This window comes from Sulfurivirga sp. (assembly GCF_015490265.1).
Lineage (GTDB): Bacteria > Pseudomonadota > Gammaproteobacteria > Thiomicrospirales > Thiomicrospiraceae > Sulfurivirga.
On sequence record NZ_WFYD01000108.1, the window covers coordinates 1 to 17,615 of the forward strand.

Below are 17,615 nucleotides of genomic sequence, written 5' to 3' on the forward strand. Positions count from 1 at the left end.
CGTGACTATCAGCTGACCCGCTTCCGCGTGCTGGCCAACATGGCTCAGGATGAGCGGCATGGCCGTAAGCTGTTTCTCAAACTGGCCACGGTGACGGAAAAGTTCCTCAACATTCAGTTGGAATACATGGGTACGGTGCCCTATGATGCCGCGCTCAAGGCGGCCGTGCAGAAACAGACGCCCGTGACACTCTATGACCCGACCAGTCGGGCCGCCAGCGCGTTTCGCCAGCTGGCTCAGCAGGTGACCGGCTGGCCTTTGCCACAGGGGCCCAGCGGCCACATACAGTTCTTCATCGAAAATCTGTTCCAGGGGTAGTCGTCAGGCATGAATCGCGGCGTACAGGCCTACACCTCCGTTGCCCGCACCCGGGATGAGATCGGGGATGTGGAAAGCTATCTGCCGCTGGTCAAACGCATTGCCTGGCATCTGAAAGGACGCCTGCCGGACAGCGTGATGGTGGAGGATCTGATTCAGGCCGGACTCATCGGCTTGATCGAGGCGATGCAGAATTTCCGCGATGATCAGGGCGCCAGCTTCGAGACCTACGCCGGCATCCGCATCCGCGGCGCCATGCTGGACGAAATCCGGCGAGGCGACTGGACCCCCCGTTCCGTACATCGCAAGGCGCGGGAGGTGTCTGAAGCGATCGCAGCGGTGGAAGCCCGCACGGGACGCGAGGCCCGTGATGAAGAGGTGGCCGAGGAACTTGGCCTGAGCCTTGCTGAGTATCACAGGATTCTGCAGGACACCAACAGTGCGCAGCTGCTGTCCATCGACGAGCCGGACCATAGTGAGCTGGATGAGGATCAGCTGGTCAGCGACATGCCGACGCCGGTGGCGGAGGTCATGGAAGAGGGGTTCCAGCAAGCACTGGCACAGGAGATCGACCGTCTGCCGGAGAAGGAGAAGCTGGTGATGGCCCTCTATTATGACGAGGAGCTCAACCTCAAGGAGATCGGTCAGATTCTTGGAGTGAGCGAATCAAGAGTCAGCCAGATCCACAGTCAGGCTGTCAAGCGGCTGCGGGCGAGACTGAAGAATTGGTTATAAGGAGCGTGATATATGAGTGATATCAATCGAGACATCAACATCCTGGTGGTGGATGACTTCTCCACCATGCGCCGTATCGTCAAGAACCTGCTCAAGGAGCTGGGCTTCAAGAACTTCGACGAGGCCGATGACGGTGCAACCGCATGGCCCATGGTGCAGACCGGCAAGTATCAGCTGATCGTTTCCGACTGGAACATGCCGAAAATGACCGGCATCGAACTGTTGAAGAAGGTGCGTGCGGATGAGAAGCTGAAGGACACCGCCTTTCTGCTGATCACTGCAGAGGCCAAGAAGAGCCAGATTCTGGAAGCGGCGCAGGCGGGCGTAGATGGTTACATTGTCAAGCCCTTTACGGCGGCGACGCTGGCAGAGAAACTGAAGAAGGTCTTCGAGCGCTACAACGCGCGCATGGCCAAGAAAAAGCAGGCCGGTTGAGCCTGACTTCGATTTTCACCCGACCGGAAAAGCGACAGAGCGATGAAACTGACGATGGATGTGCTCAAGCCCCGTGTGGAGGCCCTGTGCGAAGCCATGCAGGCGGGCGACATGGAACGGTTCGAGGAGCATCTCGACTGGCTGACCGTGCTGCGGGAGGTTCAGGTGGCCGAGCAGCTGCGCAGCCTGCAGGAGATGCTCTCGGTCAATATTGAAACCCTGGAGAAGGACAATGGTGTGCTCAGCGCCACCTCCGAGCTGAGTGATGCCTCTGAACGGCTGCGGTATGTGCTGGAATCCACCGAGCAGGCAGCCAGCAAGACGCTGGATCTGGCAGAGTCCATCGGTGAAGGCCTGTCCGCCCTGCGGGATCGGGTGGCCGAGGAGGATCGGGAACAGGTGGATCACCTGCTGGGCGAGGTGCAGGCGCTGATCATGACTCAGGAGTATCAGGATCTGACCGGCCAGGTGCTCAAGAAACTGATACCTGCGCTGGAAGCCCTGCAGCAACTGCTGGAGAAGATGGTGGCCGCCGCAGGCCACAATCTGGAGGAATTGCGTAGTCGGCAGGGTGATCTGCACAAGGGGGTGGGCCCCAATGTCACCCAGGCCAGCAAGGCGGACAGCGTCTCCAATCAGGATGAGGTGGATGATCTGCTGGATTCGCTAGGCATCTGATGCCGGAGGAGAAAGAAAAGGGCCCGCAAGGGCCTTTTTCAGTTTGTGGCACGCAGGTTGCTTGACATTCGATATCGACAAGACCGTCAAGTGAGTGACAAAGGGGGTCCGCCGTGGATGAAGAAATTTTGCAGGACTTTCTCGTTGAGGCGCAGGATCTGCTTGAACAGCTAAATGAACAGCTGGTGGATCTGGAACAGGCGCCGGATGACAGCGATCTGCTGAACGCCATTTTCCGTGCCTTTCACACCATCAAGGGCGGTGCCGGATTCATCGGCATCAAGCCATTGGTGGAAGTGTGCCACCGGGCGGAGAATGTCTTCGACAAGATCCGCAATGGCGAGATGGCGTATACGCCGGAGGTGGCGGATGTCATTCTCAAGGTGTATGACACCATCCAGGCCATCATTGAACGACTGGCCGAAGGTGAGCGGGACATTGAGGAAGACGCGGTGGATCCCGACCTGCTGAAGGAGCTGGATGCGCTGTTCAGCGGTGATGCGGCAGACGAAGAGGGTACCGGACAGGATGCGTCTGCCGAGGCGGGAGGAGAAGCCACGCCTGCGGAAGTAAAACTGGATCTACCCCCGGACTGGGACCCGGACGAGGAGATTACGGACGAAGAGTTCGAAATGCTGCTGAAGATGCGTGAGGAGAAGCTCCAGCAGACGCAGCAACAGGAAAGTGGTGCGGGTGATGCCGAGGTCAAGCTGGAACTGCCGGAAGGGTGGGACCCGGATGAGGAGATTACCGACGAGGAATTCGAGGCTCTGCTGAAGATGCGGGAGGAAAAGCTGCAGCAGGCATCCGGATCGGGCAGTGATCAGCAAGCGGCAGCGTCATCTCAAGCGATCGAGTCTGCGCCTGCGCAGAAGCAGGAGGAAAAAACGGACACGGTGGCCAAACCGAAAGACAAGCCGGCTGAGAAGAAGCCGGCGGCAAAATCTGCCGACAGCGGCAAGAGTGAGTCCGGCAAGGGCGGTGCCGCTCACCAGCCCAAACAGGAAAGCACCGTTCGGGTGGATACCAAGCGCCTGGATGAGATCATGAACCTGGTGGGAGAGCTGGTGCTGGTGCGGAACCGTCTGTTGACGCTGCGCAATGGCGCTGAAGTGGACATTGAGGAGATCTCCAATGCGGTCTCCAATCTTGACCATGTGACCACGGATCTGCAGGCGTCCGTCATGAAGACGCGCATGCAGCCGGTCAAGAAGGTATTTGGCCGCTTCCCGCGTGTGGTGCGCGATCTGGCGCGCAAGCTGGGCAAGGAGATTGAGCTGGAGCTGCGCGGGGAAGATACGGACCTGGACAAGAATCTGGTAGAAGCACTGGCCGATCCGCTTGTTCACCTGGTGCGCAATTCCGTGGACCACGGCATCGAGCCACCGGAGGAGCGGGTCAAGGCCGGCAAGCCCCGGGTGGGCAAGATCATTCTCGCCGCCGAGCAGGAAGGGGATCACATTCTGCTGTCCATCACTGATGATGGCCGCGGCATGGACCCGGAAAAGCTCAAGCGCAAGGCGATTGAGAAGGGGCTGATCGATGAGATGACCGCCCAGCAGATGAGCGACAAGGAAGCCTTCGAGCTCATCATGGCGCCCGGTTTCTCCACTGCTGAGACCATCAGCGACATTTCCGGCCGGGGCGTGGGCATGGATGTGGTCAAGAGCATGATCACCCGCCTCAACGGAAGCATCGAGATCGACTCCGTGCTGGGCGAAGGGACGCAGATCAAGATCCGCGTGCCGTTGACCTTGGCCATTCTGCCCACGCTGATGGTGGCGTTCGGCGATGACAGCTATTCCATCCCCCTCACCAGTGTGCAGGAGATTTTTGACTACGATCCGGCCCATACCAACCGCATTGATGGACAGATGATGGTGCAGCTGCGTGAACGCAGCATTCCGCTCTATTTCCTAAAGGAGTGGCTGGCGCCGGATCTTGCACCTGCCGAGGACCGGGAGGAAAACGACAAGGTGGTGATCGTCAATGTGGGCGGTCAGCGTATCGGTCTGGTGGTTGAACAGGTTCGCGGGCAGGAGGAGGTGGTCATCAAGCCACTGGGCGTGATGCTGCAGAAACTGGCCGGCTATGCGGGCGCCACCATTACCGGTAACGGCAGCATCGCCCTGATCCTGGATCTGCCGGGCGTGCTCCAGCGTTATCAGAACATGCAGCAGAAGGGGGGACATCATGTTGCAACCCACTGATCAGAACAAACTGAAGGAAGAACCGTTTGTCAGTCCGGTAGAGGCGGATGAGGAAGAGTCCATCGGGCCCATGCAGCGTTGCGTGCTGTTCAATCTGGACCGGGAGACTTACGGTATCGATGTCTCCAGTATCCGCGAGGTGCTGCGTGTGGGCCGCATCCGCACCGTGCCCGGTGCGGATGAGAAGATTCTGGGCGTCATCAATGTGCGGGGTGTCATTGTCACGGTGGTGGACATGCGCCGCATGATTGATGTGCCGGTTTCCGAGATTACGGACCGCAGCCGCATCATCATTGTCGAGCTGGACGAGGAGCGTCCGGTGGGCCTGCTGGTGGACAATGTGATGGAGGTGCGGGACATTCCGGAAAAGCGCATCGAGCCGCTCGGTTCGAGTCAGGAAGACAACAGCCGCTACATTCAGGGCATCGCCCATTACATGGAGAAGGTGATCATCCTTGTGGATGTGTTCAACCTGATCAGTGACGCGGAATAATCGCCGAAGCTTATTGCTTTGAAGACGGGCGCAGGTGCGGCTGCATCTGCGCCCGCGTCTTTTCCAGCGCGTGACACAGGATGGCTGTGCCTGCGATCAGTCGAGGACCCGGCCGTTGAAGCAGGTCCGCAGGCATGGGGTAGATCCAGTGTCGGCGCACGGCGGTGACCTGTGGCCATTGCTGCCAGGCCTTCAGCCACAGGCGCTGTTTCTCCCTGTTACCCCCCAGCAGGATCACATCCGGATTGCGCCGCACCACCGTTTCGATATTGACCGTCGGTGCCGGGTGAGACAGGTCGGCAAACAGGTTGCGGCCACCGCAGAGACGGATGGCCTGGCTGATGAACTGATCCCTTCCCACAGTGATCAGCGGTGAATTCCAGATCTGGTAGAACACCTTCGGATGAGGTGGGTGATTGAAGGTCCGGCGCAGGGCGGCAAGCTGGGCCCGCAGAATGCGTGCTGCGGTGGTGGCGATTTTCTGCGTCCCAAGCACACCGCCCAGTGTCTCAATTTCTGCCGGAATGTCATCCAGCTTGCGCGGATGGCTGTGAAAAAGTGGCAGACCGAAACGCTGCAGCCGTTCGATCAGTGACTTGGGCGTGCCATCATCCCACACCACCACAAGATCCGGTTTGAGTGCCAGCAGGCGTTCCACGTCCACGGCGGTGTAGTTGCCCATCCTGGGCAGTCCCTTCAACTGTGGTGGGAAGTCGGTGTAATCCACAACACCAACGATATGATCACAACCGCCTGCGGCACAGACAAGTTCGGCCGCATGGGGGGCGAGCACCACGATGCGCTGTGGTGCCGCCCAAATGGATCCCAGCCACAGCCATAAAAAAAGCCCCGTGAGCGGGGCTTTGATCTGAGGTGTCAAAACTTGCCACGCAGACCGATGCGCCACTGAAACCCTCCGGTGTTGTAGCCATATTGCGGCGGATTCTGCTGGTCAACCGCCAGATAGTAATCCCGGTCAAGCAGGTTGATGGCCTTGGCGAACAGGGTGAAGTGTTGGTTCAGCGCATGGTTGATCACCATGTCCACGGTAGCGTAGCGGCCAAGATTGATCTGGCCGCTTCCAGCCTTGTCATAGGTGTCTCCCACATAATGGAGTGTCAGGGCGACATGGGTGCGGGGCAGTCCGAACCAGTCCAGTGTCGCATTGGCCATCTGTTTGGGCACGCGAATCAGCTGTTTGCCTTGGTCATCACGTGCTTCCTGTATGGTGCCATTGAGCTGGATGGAAAATGGCGAGAAGCGACGCTGATATGAAACCGTCCAACCATCGAAATGAGCGGTTCCGGTCAGGTTGTAGTAGCCGGTATAACCCGCAAGGTCATAACGGATGAGGTGGCGGGTGCGGCTGTCAAAACGTGTGATGTCCAGTCCGAACAGGGAGAGTGTCGCATCCCAGCCTTCCGTTGATTCCGGTTTGAGTTCCCCCGTCTGCTTGCTGGGGCTGATGTTGGCGATCTGATAGGCAGAGGGTGCGTTGTAGGCCGTGCCGTAATTGGCTGACAGATGCATGCCGGCCACAAGCGGTGTCTTGAAGCCGATTTTGCCCGTAGTCTTGTCCTTGAAGGCGTTGAAGTTGTCCTGCCGGATCGCTTCGACCAGCCGGACGGGACCGATGCGGTGCGCATGGGTCAGTCCATAGAAGTCATGCCAGTAACTGGCGTTGAAGCCGTAAGGCCCGGGATTGTTTCCTTTGACCTTCTGGGTGCCGCCGGAGAGGTTGATGCGGTTTTCCTTCCAGTATTTCCAGGCGATTTTTCCTTCAGCTGTGGTCAGAAGCCCGGTGTAGGTGCCGTAATAGTCCCTTTCCGTTTCATTTTCTGACAGTTGAAGCCGGGCGAGAACCGAGCCATTTGCATACTGGTAGCGCAGGTGTTTGAGCGACATGCGCATCTGGGTAGTGGAAAACGCATCGTCCGGGTCATAGGACGGATAGGTGGTGTCATATTCGAGGTCTGCGTCTGTTTTGCGGTAACCCGCCTCAAACCGGTGGTGTGTGGCGGGAGAGAAGTGCACATTGAATGACATGTCGGTTTGAGTGAAACCATCACGTTCATGCCCGCTGCCACTGGTGCCATAGGGTTTGATGGCCGTAAAGCCGTCCGTGCCGATGGTGCCGACAGCGGCGGAAAAACCGAGGCGGTCATCACCGACATGCACTTTGGCGTGCATGGATCGGGTGTTCTCGCTGCCGCCCATGATGGAGAAACGGTTTTTGTTCCCGCCTCGTGTGATGATGTTGATGACACCGGCAGAGGCATTGTTGCCCCAGATGCCCGATTGAGGCCCCATGGTTACTTCGATGCGCTCCACATCATCCAGCATCAGGTTTTCGAACAGGGGTGAGAGGCTGGTATTGCTCGGGTCGGCGATTTGGACGCCGTCAATCATGACCAGCAGGGCATTGCCTCCCTGACCACGCATGTAAAGATTGGTCGTGGTGCCCAGTCCACCATTACGGACAAAACTGATGGCGGGCAGGTGCTCAAGCGCATCGACAAGGGTGTTCCAGCCGTATGCGTCGATTTCCTGGCGAGTGATGACATAGGTGGTGTCCGTCACCTGCTCAAGTGGCTGATCAAGGTCGTTGGGCGTAACGACAATCGGTTCCAGGCTGGCAGCCTGGGCAGTGCCGGCAGTTGCCAGTGACAGCGTAAGGAAAAGCTTTTTCATCGAGTGCTCCTTTGCCTTCTGATAAGCAAAGGGCAACAGGGCGCAGGGCCACCTCCATGGCTTGGAAAAGGCAACCCGTCACACCACCATTGCCCGCCGCAATGTGGTTGTTCATGCGTTTCAGGCCGGTCTCCGGGCTTCGGAGCCATTCCACCTCGCCTTCCCGGCAATACGCCAGTGGCATGATGAGGTGTCTTCTCCGTTACCGTTGCGGGGGCAGCGCCGGACTTGCACCGGTCTTCCCGATTCTCCGCTCGCGCGGCACCTGAAACGAAAAGGGCGTATTGTAGAGTCGCCAGAAAGCTTGTCAAATCAGGGAGCAGGCCCTTGTTTGACGGGCAGTGATTTGTCCAGACTCCATTCCTGCATGGAGCCGTCATACACGCGTACATGATCAAAGCCCAGGTGCGTCAGGGTGGCGAACATGCGTGCCGCCCGGTGGCCGGTGTGGCAGTAGACGATAATGGGCTGATGGCGATCTTGGAGACCCAGCATGGCCAGTTGCTTCAGTAGCGTATCACGATCTTTTTCCATGAATTTGTGCTGAATGTCGATGGCGTTGATCCACTCGAAATGCAGCGCGGTGGGGATGTGGCCGCTGCGGGGATCACGCGGATCACCCACGTATTCTTCCTTGCTGCGCACATCCAGCAGCAGGGTGTTCGGATCCTTGATCGCCTTGAGCACATCCCGTTTGACGGCGGTCAGCGCATCGGTCAGGTCATGCTGGGGCAGAGGGTAGGATGTCTTGTGATAGGGTTCCGGATGCTGGGTCATCTTGCGCTGTTCCAGCACCCAGGCCACTGAGCCGCCATTGAGCAGCGCGACCTTGTCATGCCCCAACTTTTTCAGTTCCCAGTAGAGGCGAGCGGCATTCAGATCACCGGTGTCGTCGTAAAGGATCACCGTATCCTCTGGCGCAATGCCCAGCTGGGAGAGCACTTTCCGCATGTAATGCGAGCCGCCGCTGAGCTGCAGGCCATTCTGGGGATGGATCAACCACGCATAATTCACCTTGTGTGCATGGGGGATGTGGAAGCGGGCATACTGCATGCCGTCGGACAGGTCAGCGATATACAGATGATCGTCGTCCAGATGCTGCGCCAGCCAGTCGGTGGAAACGAAGACCGGCATTTTCGCCTGCGCCATTAGCGAGAAACCGAACAGTGCTGCGCTCAGCCATCGTTTCATCATGTCTGTTTCTCCTTCAGCAGATTTTTCAGACAGTTCAGATAGACCTGTTCATCCGGTACCTGGCCGCTGCGCTGTGCCTGCCACAGGGCTTCGGCCAGGCAGTCCATCATGGCATGTTCCGCCTCGTGGGCACTGCCATGTAGCAGTGTCAGTTGCCGGTGGATATGCGCGATGCCTGCCGGTCGGTCAGTGGTCACCTGTTCCCGCAGTGCCAGATGCAGACTCATGTGCAGAAAGGGGTTGGTTTCGCCCATCTCAGGCAGATATTCTCCACCAGTGAGTCCTGCCTCCAGCAGGGCATGGTATTCCGGGTGCTCCTGTATAATCCCGATGATTTGAAGCTCGAGGGGGGAGCACCGTTCGGGCTGATTTCGTTTGTGCCAGGCATCTACCCATCCCCGGCGTAGTTGATCACGGTCACTGGAGTACATGTATGAGCATCCTCAAGCCGGAAAGCATCAGATCGGCGCTATTGAAGTCCAGCATGATAAACCTGCTGGCACGGGGGATCAATTACCTGAGGTATGTAGTCATTGCCGTCTATCTGGGCTTTACCTTTGAGACGGATGCCTTCTTCCTCGCGCTTTCGATTATGGGGATTTTCCTTGTGGCTGCTGCGGCGTTGGAAACCCTTGGCGTGCCGCGACTGACGCGCCTGAGAGTGGAAGGGGATGAGAAAGCATTTGCTGATTTGGCCAACGCTCTGTGGACATTTGTGGTGCTTCTTGCGGTGGGAGGCAGCACTTTTATTGCGCTGTTCAGTGACTGGATGGCGGCCATCGCGTTCGGATATACCCAGGATGAGCGACAGGTGGTGGGCCATTTTCTGCTCTGGCTGCTTCCCTATTTCGCATTGATGCTGGTGCACCAGTTTCTTGGAAGTGTCTTGCGCAGTCGGCGCATGTTCACCGTTTTCTTTATTGCCGAGTTGATTGTTGCGGTGGTTACCTTGGTGATACTCTGGTCAGGATTGGCATGGTTGAAAAGAGGGGATGTAATACTTCCCTTATCTTTTGTGGCAGGCTATCTCTTTTCCGTACTTTTTCTGTTTTGGCAAGTTCGCAGGCTGTTTTCTTTGATGCCAACCTGGAATGGCAAGGTGGTGGAGCAGCTGCGCGAGTTTGTACCACTATCCTTGGTAGCTGGTACCTATTCTCTCATGCCCGTAGTGGATCGAGCATTCGGATCTGAACTGGAACATAAGTCAATTACGGCACTTACCTATGGGCTGCTTCTGGCCCTGGCGGCAAATAATGTCTTGCGACCGCAAAACTTTTACATTACGTACCTTTCTGAAGGGCGGACGGATACAGCTATACTAGGCCCGCTGTTGCTCAAAGTGTTTGGGGTAGGTATGTTGCTGGCTTTAGCTATTGTGGTTCTGGCTCCATGGGTGGTCAATCTATTCTTTTCCTATGGGGCATTCAGTGATTTGGATGGTTCCATGCTGACAGAAGCCACGCAACTGTATGCGCTCAGTCTGCCTTTCATTCTCATCTGGCCGGCCATGTATCAGACCATGCAGATCCGGCAGGCCTATGTGGTGGCCATTCTGCTTGGTTTCGGTGGTGTGATCGTTAATGGCGCCCTCAACTATGTGTTGATCAGAAAGGCGGGACTTGAAATTGCGGGCATCACGCTTGGCACCCTGGGTGCTTATGTCTTCCTGGTTGTGACTGGTTGGTGGGTGTTGAAGTATTTGGAACGCTCCGGCCATTCGCACAGGCCGTAGATACAGCATGCACCGCACTTGGGTTTCCGGGCGGTGCAGGTGTAGCGCCCGTGCAGAATCAGCAGGTGGTGGGCGTCTTTCAGGTGGCGCTTGGGTGTGATCTTCATCAATTTGTCTTCCACTTCGCGCACGGTCTTGCCCGGTGCCAGACGGGTGCGGTTAGCCACCCGAAAGATGTGGGTGTCCACCGCAATGACCGGCTCACCAAAGGCAGTATTGAGAATCACATTGGCCGTCTTGCGCCCGACACCGGGCAGCGCTTCCAGCTCTTTGCGGGTGCGAGGAATCTCGCCGTTGTATCGCTCCACCAGAATGCGGCAGGTTTCGATGATGTTCTTGGCCTTGCTGTTGTAGAGACCGATGGTCTTGATATATTCCTTCAGGCCTTCTTCACCCAGCTTCAGTATCTTTTCCGGTGTATTGGCCACTTTAAACAGTTTTTCCGTCGCCTTGTTGACGCCTTTGTCCGTGGCCTGAGCGGAGAGAATGACGGCGATCAGCAGCTCAAAGGGACTGCTGTAGTTGAGCTCCGTGGTCGGGTTGTGGATGCATTCGGCCAAGCGGTCGAAGATCTGCTCACGCTTTTGCTGGTTCATGGGCGCTCTCGACGGGAATGCGTTGCAGTCTGGACTGACGGCGCAGTTCCAGCCAGTTCTTGCCAGCTACCAGCAGACCGAGGCCGATGAAAGCGCCTGGTGGCAGAGCAGCCAATAGAATGCCGCCATCAAACAGGTGCAGCGTCCAGTCCCTGGCCTGCTGTCCGAACATGAGGAATGCTTGATCGAACAGGGTGCCCTGTGCCAGCAGCTCACGCAGGCCTCCCAGCACTACCAGTACCATCAGAAAGCCCAACCCCATGGCGAGACCATCCAGCGCCGAGGCCCAGATGGGGTTTTTGGAAGCAAAGGCTTCGGCACGCCCCAGAATGACGCAGTTGGTGACGATCAGCGGCACGAAAATGCCCAGCAGTTTGTGCAGTTCGTGCACATAGGCAGCCATGAGCATGTCAATGATGGTCACTGCCGTGGCGATAATGCCGATGAAGATGGGAATGCGCACTTCCCGCGGCACATAATCGCGGATGAGAGAGACCAGTACATTGGACACCACCAGGACGATCAGTGTGGCTACGCCCAGTCCAAGCCCATTGACGGCGTTGTTGGTGACTGCCAGCATGGGGCAGAGGCCGAGCAGGGCGACCAGCGCCTGGTTGTTGTTCCACAGGCCGTCATAGAGGATTTCTCGGGCCTGTTGCAGGGGGGAGCTGTTCAGTTCCATAGCTTCTCACGATTCCGGTTGAAGAAGATCAGTGCCTTTTTCACCGCCTTGACCACCGCTCGCGGGGTAATGGTGGCGCCGGTGAACTGGTCGAACATGCCGCCATCTTTTTTGACGGCCCATTGGCTTTCATTGGTTGGGGTCAGCTGCCTGCCGACGAAGCTGTCAACCCAGTCGGTCTTGGACTTTTCTATTTTATCGCCCAGACCGGGGGTTTCGCGGTGTTCCAGCACACGCACGCCCAGCAGATGACCGTCTGCACGGATACCAATCAGCAGGCGGATGGGGCCGCTGTAGCCCTCCGGTGCGACCGCCTCGAACAGCACGGCCACCGGTTTGCCCTGTTTGCGAGCACGGTAAAGGGTGACCGGTTTGCCCGTGCCCAGCAGGTTGGGAGCGGTGATGGTGGAGGTGTCGTGCAGCAGGTCGTTGTCATAGCTGTCAGGCGGGAGCAGTTCGGTCAGGCTGGCCAGCAGTTCTGCCTGATGCGCTGCCTCGATTTTCGGCTCAACCCACTGGCGCACGCCTACCAGAATGGCCACGGCAATCCCGATAAACAGCGCCATTCTGCCGCTGGCCCGAATGAGATGCTGCAGCAATTCCCGGTTCATGTTCTGTGCCCCTTCACCCGCGGCTGGGTGTACTGGTCGATCAGCGGTACGAAGATATTCATCAGCAGCACGGCAAAGGCAATACCATCGGGATAACCGCCCCAAGTGCGGATGACATAGACCAGCACGCCGATGCCGGCGGCATAGATGAAACGCCCCAGCGGTGTAGTGGAAGCGGTGACCGGGTCGGTGATGATAAAGAAGGCCGCCAGCATGGTACCGCCGGAAAGCAGGTGAAACAGCGCAGGCGCGTAGTGATCGGGATCCATGGCATGGAAAACGGCCGCCATCAGCCCCAGCGCGCCCAGGAAGCCAACCGGATATTGCCAGCGGATGGTGCGCGTCCACAGCAGATAGAGCCCGCCCAGCATGAAGGCCAGATTCCATTGGATCCAGCCGTGACCGGCAATGCCGTCCCAGATGACTCTGGCATTGTGCAGTGTGTCGGTGACGCTGATGCCCTGGGTGAGACCGGTCTTGACATGATCCAGCGGCGTGGCGCCGGTGACCTGATCCATAATGCTGTCGGGCAGCTTGCCGGTGAAGATTTTGAGCAGGGACTCGGTCAGAGACAGCGTGTGTCCGCTCACTTCGGACGGCAGCGTCCACTGGGTCATGTAGGCCGGGAAGGAGACCAGCAGGAAGGCGTAACCCAGCATGGCCGGGTTGAAGGGGTTGAAGCCCAGACCGCCATACAGGTGCTTGCCGAAAATGAGCGCGAAGCTTACCCCGATGACGATCAGCCACCATGGGCTTTCCGGCGGAATGCAGAAGGTGAGCCCGGTGACAGTAATTACGGCGCTGCCATCCAGCAGAAACGGCTTCACTGGCCGGCCCCGCAGATGCAGCATGGCGTATTCCACAACCAGTCCGGTAAGCATGGCCAGCGTCCATTGCACGGCAATGCCCCAGCCGAAATAGTAGATGTGCACCAAAAGCGGCAGCAGGGAAGCGATCTGCACGCGCAGCATGACCTTGGCCACGGAAGTGTCAGCGTGCAGGAAGGGAGCACCGTGCATGGGCCAGCGGTTCATGTGTCGGACTCCTGTTCGGTCGAGTTGGCTTTCCTGGCACGCAGTGCGGCGGCCCGTTTGCGCGCCGCTTCCATGGCCGCTTTACGACGGTCTTCGATAGACGGGGTCTCCCCTGATTTTGCCGAGTCGGTTTCTGGCGTGCTGGCAGCAGATTCAGTCTGAGGTGCTTCTGACCGGGTTTGTTGCGTATTTTGGGCTTTCAGCAGGATCGCACGGCGTTTTGCAGCTTCCATCGTGGCCTTGCGCCGGTCTTCGGGTGTAGCGGCGGCTGTTTGGGGTACAGAATCATCGGTGATGTTTTCGGTGGTCTTTTTCGCTTTGAGTTGCTGGGCGCGTTTTCTGGCCGCTTCCATGGCGGCTTTGCGACGGTCTTCGGCAGACGGGGTCTCCCCTGATTTTGCCGGATCGGTTTTGGGCTCGGTTCTGTTGGTTTCTTTTTGAGTGGCTTTTTGTGCCTTGAGTTGCGCAGCACGTCGTTTTGCGGCTTCCATGGCCGCCTTTTTCTTGTCCTGCGCAGTCTCCGGTGCGGCTGGCGCAGTCTGTCCCGCCTTGGCCTGAGCCCGCTTGCGGGCAGCTTCCATGGCGGCCTTGCGTTTATCCTCAGTAGAAGGCGTGTCGGCGGCGGCCTGTTGTGCGCGTTTGCGTGCCGCCTCAATGGCTCGCTGACGGGCGCTGGGAACGGCACTTTTTTCCTGTTCGGCTGCGGTTGTCTGCTTCTTTACCGCTTCTTTCTTGGCTTTCAGGCGCGCTTCCTTTTCGGCCTTTTCCCGTTCCAGGCGAGCCAGATGCGCTTCATGCCGACGGCGGGCGTGTTCCTGAAAGGCCTGTTGCTCGCGCAGTTTGCGGATTTCGCCTTTGGCGTGCCGGTAGTACTGCACCAGTGGAATGTGACTGGGGCAGACAAAGCTGCAGCAGCCACATTCGATACAGTCGAACAGGTGTAGTTTTTCCACCTTGTCCCACTCATGGGCGTGGGCGTGCCAGTACATCTGCTGCGGCAGCAGGTTGACCGGGCAGGCATCCATGCATTCGCCGCAGCGGATGCAGGGCATGGCCGGTTCCACCGGTTCGGGCGGGTTGGCCAGAATGCAGTTGGTGGTCTTGATGACGGGGACCTTGTGGTCCATGACCTCGTGTCCCATCATCGGCCCGCCCATGATGAGTGGATAGTTCAGTTCGTTCTTGGGCTTGGCCAGTTTCACCAGTGCCTTGAAGGGGGTGCCGATGAGGGTGTCCACATTCATGGGCTCGGCCAGCCCTTCGCCGGAGACGGTGACCAGCCGGCTGATGAGCGGCTCATGATGTTCAGCAGCGCGGTGAATGGCCGCCAGGGTGGCCACGTTGAACATGACCATGCCCACATCCACGGCATGGGCCTTGGCGGGGATTTCCACGCCGGTGAGCTGCTCGGTGAGCTGTTTCTGTCCCCCCATGGGATAGACGGTGGGAACGGCCTGAATCTCAACGCCGGTGCCTGAGGCAGCTTTTCGCATGGCCTCCAGCGCCTGCGGCTTGTTGTCCTCAATGCCGACGATAATGCGTTCTGCCCCGAGGCATTTGGCAGTGGTGACGGCACCTGCGATGATCTCCTGCGGGCGGGTCTGCATCAGAAGATCATCGCAGGTGATGTAGGGTTCGCATTCGGCCCCGTTGACCAGCAGGGTGTGAATTTTGCCATGTTCGTCCGGCAACTTGCGCCAGCTGGGAAAACCGGCCCCCCCCATGCCGACAATGCCTGCCTGCCAGATCATCTCCTTGAGGCTGGCGGGGCAGTCGGGCGTTCGGATAGCAATGGGCATCTCACCGGCTTCGTCCTGGCCGTCCGGCTCAATGACAATGCACCAATCCGGCAGACCGGAGGGGTGGGGCAGGGGGCGTTTTTCGATGGCCTTGATGGTGCCGGAGGTGGGGGCATGCAGTGGCACGGACAGGCCGGGTGCCGATTTGGCGATCTGCTCATATTTGCGCACACGCTGGCCCGGCTCGACTGTGGGAATGGCTGGTGCGCCCACATGTTGCTGTAGGGGTAGGATCAGCTCGTCAGGCAGTGGCGCTTTCTGCAAGGGATGGCGGGCAGACAGTCCCTTGCGGTAATCAGGATACACGCCGCCCGGAAAGCGCTTGAGCCAGCGCTTGGCCATGGGATAGACATGGGAAAAAGCCTTGATGAGCGCTTTCATGGGTGCGGGTGATCCAGTCTGGGAATGGCAGTGGGCAGGATTTTTTCCGGATCGGGCCAGATCCACCCTCTTGGTGTTTCAGGCTCGGGGCGCATCTCGATACAGTCGGTGGGGCAGACGGGTACGCATAGCTCACAACCAGTGCACTCCTTGGTGATCACCGTATGCACCGCCTTGGTGGTGCCGACAATGGCATCCACCGGACAGGCCTTGATGCAGTGCATGCAGCCGATGCAGTCTTCTTCGTGGATGAAGGCGACCATGCGCGGCTTTTCTTCTTCCGCACCATCTTCCATGGGCTGTGGATCGACACCGAGGATTTCGGCGATCTTGAGCATGACCGCTTCACCGCCCGGGGTGCATTTGTTGATGGCCTCACCATTGGCAACGGCTTCCGCATAGGGTTTGCAGCCTGGGTAGCCGCACTGGCCGCACTGAATCTGCGGCAGGATCTTGTCGATTTCTTCCACAATGGGCGGCTCTTCCACACGGAAACGCACGGCCGCATAACCAAGAAGCAGGCCAAAGGCGATGGCCAGCAGCGTAAAAATGATGATTGCGCTCATTTGACCAGCCCGCTGAAGCCCATGAAGGCAAGGGACATGAGTCCGGCCGTAATCAGTGCGATCGGTGCGCCCTGAAAGGGCCGGGGGACATCCGCCACGGCGATGCGTTCACGCATGGCGGCAAAGGCCACCAGCACCAGCGTGAAGCCCAGCGAGGCGCCCAGTCCGTAGAATGCCGACTCAAGAAAGTCGTTCTGTTCACCCACGTTGAGCAGGGCCACGCCCAGCACGGCACAGTTGGTGGTGATCAGGGGCAGGTAGATACCCAGCACCTGATAGAGGGCAGGGCTGGTCTTGTGGATGACCATTTCGGTAAAGCCCACCACGGCGGCGATGGCGATGATGAAGGCGATGGTGCGCAGGTATTCAAGGCCGAAGGGCACCAGCAGATACTGATAGATAAGGTAGCTCAGCACCGCACTCAGGGTCAGCACGAAGGTGGTGGCCAGCCCCATGCCGAGGGCGGCATCGGTCTTCTTGGACACGCCCATGAAGGGGCACAGGCCCAGGAATTTCACCAGGACGAAGTTGTTGACCAGAATGGTGCTGATCAGGATCAGGATGTATTCGCTCATGACGCTACCTCGGCTGACGCTGCATTATAGCTTCCGCCATAAGAGGACGGAATAAGGGGTTTTTATGGGGTTCCCCTTGCGTGATGGGGATTTGACGCTATGATTTTGTCGATTCAGAGGAGGATGGTTGATCAATGTGTGGGATCGTTGGTGGGATTGCCAGCCATGATGTGGTGCCAGTACTGTTGGAAGGTCTGCGGCGCCTTGAATATAGGGGCTATGACTCCGCCGGGATGGCGATCATTGATGAGGCTGGCCAGCTGAACCGGGTGCGGGCACTGGGCAAGATCAAGGAGCTGGCAGAGAAGATCTCCCGTCTGCGCAGGTTTTCCGGACATGCAGGCATCGCCCACACGCGCTGGGCAACCCATGGCGCGCCGGAAGAGCGCAATGCCCATCCTCATGTCAGTGGCGATCATGTCGCAGTCGTCCATAATGGCATTATTGAAAATTACCAGTCTCTCAAGGCGGAGCTGGAAAGCACAGGTTACCGTTTCACTTCCGATACGGATTCCGAAGTCATCGCCCATGCCATTGATGCGGGATTGAAAAGACATCCTGGCGATTTGCTCAAGGCCGTTCAGGAGGTTGTGGAGCAGCTGGAAGGGGCTTATGCCATTGGTGCGGTGGCGACGGAGCAACCGGATGTGCTGGTGGCCGCGCGGCAGGGTAGCCCGCTGGTTATTGGGCTGGCTGATGAGGGAACCTATCTGGCCTCTGATGTGTCCGCATTGCTGCCCGTTACCCAGAAATTCCTGTTTCTTGAAGATGGGGATGTGGCCCTGTTGCAGCGAGCAGGCGTTACCGTTTACGACCGAAACGGCCAGGTGGTGGAAAGACCTGTAAAAATCTCATCCCTGTCAGCGGCATCGGTCGAGCTGGGAC

19 protein-coding genes and 1 riboswitch are annotated in these 17,615 nt (G+C 58.3%); of the genes, 8 read left to right on the forward strand and 11 right to left on the reverse strand.

The genetic code is table 11. The features are described 5' to 3' along the window. From F8K16_RS07110 to F8K16_RS07135, 6 genes are all read left to right on the forward strand, one after another. The coding region (locus tag F8K16_RS07110) for a MinD/ParA family protein (protein ID WP_367122871.1) at positions 1 to 318 on the forward strand (318 nt) is incomplete at its 5' end. Between the two features lie 9 nt (positions 319 to 327). Beyond that, positions 328 to 1,053, forward strand: coding sequence for an RNA polymerase sigma factor FliA (locus tag F8K16_RS07115; protein ID WP_294948691.1), 726 nt, complete (start codon positions 328 to 330; stop codon positions 1,051 to 1,053). Between the two features lie 21 nt (positions 1,054 to 1,074). Next, on the forward strand, positions 1,075 to 1,488 hold the full coding sequence (locus tag F8K16_RS07120; protein WP_294946722.1) for a chemotaxis response regulator CheY: 414 nt from the start codon (positions 1,075 to 1,077) through the stop codon (positions 1,486 to 1,488). A 42-nt stretch (positions 1,489 to 1,530) separates the two neighbouring features. Beyond that, the gene (locus F8K16_RS07125) at positions 1,531 to 2,166 is read left to right on the forward strand and encodes a protein phosphatase CheZ (RefSeq protein ID WP_294948693.1); all 636 of its coding nucleotides are present in this window, start codon (positions 1,531 to 1,533) and stop codon (positions 2,164 to 2,166) included. A 113-nt stretch (positions 2,167 to 2,279) separates the two neighbouring features. Further along, entirely contained in the window at positions 2,280 to 4,376 is a 2,097-nt protein-coding gene (locus tag F8K16_RS07130) for a chemotaxis protein CheA (protein WP_294948695.1), read from the forward strand. After that, a complete protein-coding gene (locus F8K16_RS07135; RefSeq protein WP_294948698.1) occupies positions 4,360 to 4,869 on the forward strand; it encodes a chemotaxis protein CheW in 510 nt (169 codons plus the stop codon). Before F8K16_RS07130 ends, F8K16_RS07135 begins: the two co-directional genes overlap by 17 nt. A 10-nt stretch (positions 4,870 to 4,879) precedes the next feature. On the opposite strand, the gene F8K16_RS07140 is transcribed toward F8K16_RS07135, so the two are convergent. The 4 genes from F8K16_RS07140 to F8K16_RS07155 form a co-directional block, all read right to left on the reverse strand. Continuing rightward, complete coding sequence (locus F8K16_RS07140) at positions 4,880 to 5,776, reverse strand: cobalamin-binding protein (protein ID WP_367122875.1); 897 nt, start codon at positions 5,774 to 5,776, stop codon at positions 4,880 to 4,882. Further along, positions 5,746 to 7,560, reverse strand: a complete 1,815-nt coding sequence (locus F8K16_RS07145) for a TonB-dependent siderophore receptor (RefSeq protein WP_294948700.1) — start codon at positions 7,558 to 7,560, stop codon at positions 5,746 to 5,748. The genes F8K16_RS07140 and F8K16_RS07145 overlap by 31 nt, the downstream gene beginning before the upstream one ends. A gap of 105 nt (positions 7,561 to 7,665) precedes the next feature. Further along, a riboswitch (cobalamin riboswitch) is annotated at positions 7,666 to 7,844 on the reverse strand. A 28-nt stretch (positions 7,845 to 7,872) separates the two neighbouring features. Continuing rightward, entirely contained in the window at positions 7,873 to 8,754 is an 882-nt protein-coding gene (locus F8K16_RS07150) for a sulfurtransferase (RefSeq protein ID WP_294948702.1), read from the reverse strand. Next, positions 8,751 to 9,185: a DUF1841 family protein gene (locus F8K16_RS07155; protein WP_294948705.1), complete on the reverse strand. Its 435-nt coding sequence runs from the start codon at positions 9,183 to 9,185 to the stop codon at positions 8,751 to 8,753. Before F8K16_RS07155 ends, F8K16_RS07150 begins: the two co-directional genes overlap by 4 nt. 2 nt (positions 9,186 to 9,187) lie before the next feature. Between F8K16_RS07155 and F8K16_RS07160 the strand changes: the two genes are divergently transcribed. Continuing rightward, positions 9,188 to 10,486: a lipid II flippase MurJ gene (locus F8K16_RS07160; RefSeq protein ID WP_294948707.1), complete on the forward strand. Its 1,299-nt coding sequence runs from the start codon at positions 9,188 to 9,190 to the stop codon at positions 10,484 to 10,486. Here the strand turns inward: F8K16_RS07160 and nth are convergent. Genes nth through rsxA form a run of 7 tightly spaced genes read right to left on the reverse strand, consistent with a single transcriptional unit; the run spans position 10,411 to position 16,730 of the window. Next, the gene (nth, locus tag F8K16_RS07165) at positions 10,411 to 11,082 is read right to left on the reverse strand and encodes an endonuclease III (protein WP_294948710.1); all 672 of its coding nucleotides are present in this window, start codon (positions 11,080 to 11,082) and stop codon (positions 10,411 to 10,413) included. The two genes, F8K16_RS07160 and nth, sit on opposite strands and share 76 nt — an antisense overlap. Next, positions 11,063 to 11,764 (reverse strand): electron transport complex subunit E, encoded by a 702-nt coding sequence (locus F8K16_RS07170; protein ID WP_294948713.1) that lies wholly within the window; start codon positions 11,762 to 11,764, stop codon positions 11,063 to 11,065. The genes nth and F8K16_RS07170 overlap by 20 nt, the downstream gene beginning before the upstream one ends. Continuing rightward, positions 11,755 to 12,375 carry an electron transport complex subunit RsxG gene (gene rsxG, locus F8K16_RS07175; RefSeq protein ID WP_294948715.1) on the reverse strand — a complete coding sequence of 207 codons (621 nt, stop codon included), beginning with the start codon at positions 12,373 to 12,375 and terminating at the stop codon, positions 11,755 to 11,757. The genes F8K16_RS07170 and rsxG overlap by 10 nt, the downstream gene beginning before the upstream one ends. Next, positions 12,372 to 13,409, reverse strand: coding sequence for an RnfABCDGE type electron transport complex subunit D (locus F8K16_RS07180; protein WP_294948717.1), 1,038 nt, complete (start codon positions 13,407 to 13,409; stop codon positions 12,372 to 12,374). The genes rsxG and F8K16_RS07180 overlap by 4 nt, the downstream gene beginning before the upstream one ends. After that, a complete protein-coding gene (gene rsxC / locus F8K16_RS07185; protein WP_294948720.1) occupies positions 13,406 to 15,589 on the reverse strand; it encodes an electron transport complex subunit RsxC in 2,184 nt (727 codons plus the stop codon). Before rsxC ends, F8K16_RS07180 begins: the two co-directional genes overlap by 4 nt. Further along, entirely contained in the window at positions 15,586 to 16,155 is a 570-nt protein-coding gene (gene rsxB / locus F8K16_RS07190; RefSeq protein WP_294948722.1) for an electron transport complex subunit RsxB, read from the reverse strand. The genes rsxC and rsxB overlap by 4 nt, the downstream gene beginning before the upstream one ends. After that, the gene (rsxA, locus tag F8K16_RS07195) at positions 16,152 to 16,730 is read right to left on the reverse strand and encodes an electron transport complex subunit RsxA (protein WP_294948725.1); all 579 of its coding nucleotides are present in this window, start codon (positions 16,728 to 16,730) and stop codon (positions 16,152 to 16,154) included. The genes rsxB and rsxA overlap by 4 nt, the downstream gene beginning before the upstream one ends. A 134-nt stretch (positions 16,731 to 16,864) precedes the next feature. Between rsxA and F8K16_RS07200 the strand changes: the two genes are divergently transcribed. Then, on the forward strand, positions 16,865 to 17,615 hold a 751-nt coding region (locus F8K16_RS07200), incomplete at its 3' end, for a class II glutamine amidotransferase (RefSeq protein WP_294948727.1).

Excerpts from the sequence above, each read along its gene's own strand:
- F8K16_RS07155 (WP_294948705.1), bottom strand. The coding sequence starts at position 9,185 with ATGTACTCCAGTGACCGTGATCAACTACGCCGGGGATGGGTAGATGCC.
- F8K16_RS07145 (WP_294948700.1), bottom strand. The coding sequence starts at position 7,560 with ATGAAAAAGCTTTTCCTTACGCTGTCACTGGCAACTGCCGGCACTGCC.
- F8K16_RS07170 (WP_294948713.1), bottom strand. The coding sequence starts at position 11,764 with ATGGAACTGAACAGCTCCCCCCTGCAACAGGCCCGAGAAATCCTCTAT.
- nth (WP_294948710.1), bottom strand. The coding sequence starts at position 11,082 with ATGAACCAGCAAAAGCGTGAGCAGATCTTCGACCGCTTGGCCGAATGC.
- F8K16_RS07115 (WP_294948691.1), top strand. The coding sequence starts at position 328 with ATGAATCGCGGCGTACAGGCCTACACCTCCGTTGCCCGCACCCGGGAT.
- rsxG (WP_294948715.1), bottom strand. The coding sequence starts at position 12,375 with ATGAACCGGGAATTGCTGCAGCATCTCATTCGGGCCAGCGGCAGAATG.
- rsxA (WP_294948725.1), bottom strand. The coding sequence starts at position 16,730 with ATGAGCGAATACATCCTGATCCTGATCAGCACCATTCTGGTCAACAAC.
- F8K16_RS07125 (WP_294948693.1), top strand. The coding sequence starts at position 1,531 with ATGAAACTGACGATGGATGTGCTCAAGCCCCGTGTGGAGGCCCTGTGC.
- F8K16_RS07180 (WP_294948717.1), bottom strand. The coding sequence starts at position 13,409 with ATGAACCGCTGGCCCATGCACGGTGCTCCCTTCCTGCACGCTGACACT.
- rsxB (WP_294948722.1), bottom strand. The coding sequence starts at position 16,155 with ATGAGCGCAATCATCATTTTTACGCTGCTGGCCATCGCCTTTGGCCTG.
- F8K16_RS07160 (WP_294948707.1), top strand. The coding sequence starts at position 9,188 with ATGAGCATCCTCAAGCCGGAAAGCATCAGATCGGCGCTATTGAAGTCC.
- F8K16_RS07150 (WP_294948702.1), bottom strand. The coding sequence starts at position 8,754 with ATGATGAAACGATGGCTGAGCGCAGCACTGTTCGGTTTCTCGCTAATG.
- F8K16_RS07135 (WP_294948698.1), top strand. The coding sequence starts at position 4,360 with ATGTTGCAACCCACTGATCAGAACAAACTGAAGGAAGAACCGTTTGTC.
- rsxC (WP_294948720.1), bottom strand. The coding sequence starts at position 15,589 with ATGAAAGCGCTCATCAAGGCTTTTTCCCATGTCTATCCCATGGCCAAG.